The 2955-nt window shown below is 46.4% G+C and carries 1 protein-coding gene; it reads right to left on the bottom strand.

Features of this window, described 5'->3' with window-relative positions:
- Positions 1–1149: 1149 nt before the first annotated feature.
- Entirely contained in the window at positions 1150–1467 is a 318-nt protein-coding gene (locus JO972_RS16645; protein WP_309491216.1) for a hypothetical protein, read from the bottom strand.
- Positions 1468–2955 lie beyond the last annotated feature (1488 nt).

Raw genomic sequence — 2955 nt, 5'->3', positions numbered from 1 at the left:
TGCGCACAGAATTGCACCAATGAAACAGATGGCCGATGCAACCGGATATCTTCCTTCAGCAGAGTGACCTTGATCAAAAACATAAATGCCTCGTAAGAATGCAGCGGTGATAGCTAACCAAATGATGATGTTCATAGTTTTTTTTATTCTTATCGAACGTAAAGCTCAACCGCCGGTGGGTCAAAGGTCAAAAACCAATGATGGTCTTAACTATAAAAAGTCTCCGGACTACGAACGGTTAACGGTCGGATGCAGCGAATTGTTCGGCAAATTTTTCGCTAACAAATAACCAACGCGAACGACAATCATCAACCCTGTGCTCCGACCGCTCTAGCCATGAGCAGAGGATAGGAGGCAACGTGTGAAATGTCAGAATAGAACTACGGAGAAAACCTCTGTATCAGATGGATCAAGCTGATCTCGATGCGAACTTCATAATTCGTAGATCAGGCGGCAACAATCTCATCAACAGGAACTAACTCCGACGAAGTGTTGTGATTCAGATTAACCTGGAGCCCATTTAGCGATCCATCACCAAGACTCCAAATCCATTGCGTGCATTATTATAGCCGAACGTAAAATTCGGCCGCCGATAAATCAATGGTCGAATATGTAGAATGTCCCATGCCTGTAAAAAATTTCTCGGACTAGGGACGGTATCCGGTCGGCCGCAATGACTTGTTAGATTCGAGGGGATCAATACGGCATTCACCGTCGAAAGGTGTGCTGTTCACAAATGGCTCGAAGGTTCTTCTGAATCTCTCCGACGATCTGTCAGAAAGCATGTGTGTGAGATAACGTCGGCCAGCATGACGGATGGAGGAAGAAGTGACGAAGGAACGTTCCGGAATCCGTGATGCGTTACCCTGGTGCTTATCCCTGCTCTCTCTTTTGAAACGTGTCCATCTCGTATCGGGTGCCGCATGACGATGTAGTCATCGTGATGCAAAAACCAAACGACTACCCATCTGCATGTCAACGAACGCGGAGACTCAGAATTCTTATTCTTATCTAACGTAGAGCTCAACCGCGCCGTGTAAAACAGTTTCGAAACCATTCACGATTTTAGCTCTGCAACTTCATCGGACAACGAACGGTATCGCGTCGGATGAAGCGTCTTGTTAGGCCACATTCTTCCTCGTTCGCGACCTACTCAAGAATCTTAAACTCCTCGCAATCCTCTTCATCACTGCCCGCCACTCGAATCGTCGTGGTGCCAAATTTGAACCCTGATAATCCGGATGCACCCTTAACGCTCGTCTCATGGAGAATCTCATCGATGTCCTTGTCATCTATCCAACCATTCGAATGTTGCTTCCATTCCGGCGCGGTCAACTTCAATAAGTCACGGACAAAGTGGCGAGGCACCTGTAGTAGAGAAATGAAGCCTCTGTCCTCCATTGCATCTTCAAAATCGTTAATTCGTTCGCGTAATTCAGCTATTGGGTTGTTTTTGGTCTGTATCATAGCTAAAAGATACCACAAATCTGAGGCCATTGGAATCACAATATCGATGGATATTTCTTATTCTTGCCTAACGTAAAGCTCAACCGCCGGTGGGTCAAAGGTCAAAAACCTTGGATGTTCTCAACTGTAAAAAATCTGCGGACTACGAACGGTTAACGGTCGGGTGCAGCGAATTGTTCGGCAAATTTTTCGCTTATAGATGACCAACGCGAACGACGATCATCAACCCTGTGCTCCGACCGCTCTAGCCATGAGCAGAGGATAGGAGGCAACGTCTGAAATATCAGAATTGATCTACGGGGAAATCCTCTGCGCTAGATGGATCAAACTACTCTCAATGTCACATTCAGCATTCGTGGATCAGGCGACAACAATCTCATCAACAGGAACCAACTCCGACGAAGTCTTGTGGCTTAGACCAACCTGGAATCCATAAGTCTATCGATCACCGGGACGCCAAATCCTATGCGTGCATTATTATAGCCGAACGTAAAGCTCAACCGCCGAGCAATCAACGGTTGAAAATGTAGTGTGTCTCATAGCTGTAAAAAGTGTCTCCGACTGCGAACGGTATCCGGTCGGATGCAGCGAATTGTTCGGCAACTTTCTATAGAGAGACAGCTAAAACCGAAACGGTATGAATCATCGCGTAACGCTAATCGGTGGAATGCAACGCTTGGAATAAACCGACCAGAGACGCTGCCGCCCTTGGTCGATTCGCTCAAATACGCGAAAACCATCTAGAATACTGTGTGATACGTGCCATCAAAGCCATCTTCGCATGATCTAACCACTACAAAATCGACTGAATATTCCAATATTGTGCAACCTGGATACAAAAATGGCGCACTCTCAACGATATGCGCCTCAATATTAGGTATCGGGTGATCAACGGGAATTCACGTGAGACGGCCCAAGATCATCTTCATTCTTATTATAGCCGAACGTAAAGCTCAACCGACCGCCCTCGCAAAAGGACAGCGTTTGATCAAAAGTTTAAGTCTTCACAAATCACTGACTGCCGAACGGTTAGCGGTCGGATGCAGCGGATTGTTCGACGCGATTCTTGAATAATCAACCTAGGCACACAAGGAGTAATCAACCTTTGAAAACTGCCTAGGTGCTGAACGTTTCCGCATGTTGGTGATCTTCTGGAGGTATCCGCAGGAACGAGGAATGCCGGAAGATGGTCAGCATCATGCTAAACCAAAAAAGTGCCAATCCCCTTGCGCTAAAAAGGTCATATCATTTGATGAACCACCGACGGAAATCTTGCCCTGCATGATGATCACTTCGAGACACGATCAATGGATCAAGCCAACTGTGATCTAAACCGAAATCTTCAATCATGATGCATCGAGAACGCCCTATCTAAATATTCTTATTATTGTCGAACGTAAAGCTCAACCGCCAACTGTAGAACAGCGCGCATACGAGCAAGGGTTTAACTGTAAAATGGCTGCGGACAACGAACGGTTAACGGTCGGA

The sequence above is a fragment of the Oceaniferula flava genome (genome assembly GCF_016811075.1).
Taxonomy (GTDB): Bacteria; Verrucomicrobiota; Verrucomicrobiia; order Verrucomicrobiales; family Akkermansiaceae; genus Oceaniferula; species Oceaniferula flava.
The sequence above is the reverse complement of the archived record's forward strand: the minus strand, read 5'-3'. Positions and strand labels throughout refer to the sequence as shown.

Bases quoted from the DNA above. Each gene is read 5' to 3' on its own strand.
- JO972_RS16645 (WP_309491216.1), bottom strand. From the start codon at position 1,467: ATGATACAGACCAAAAACAACCCAATAGCTGAATTACGCGAACGAATT.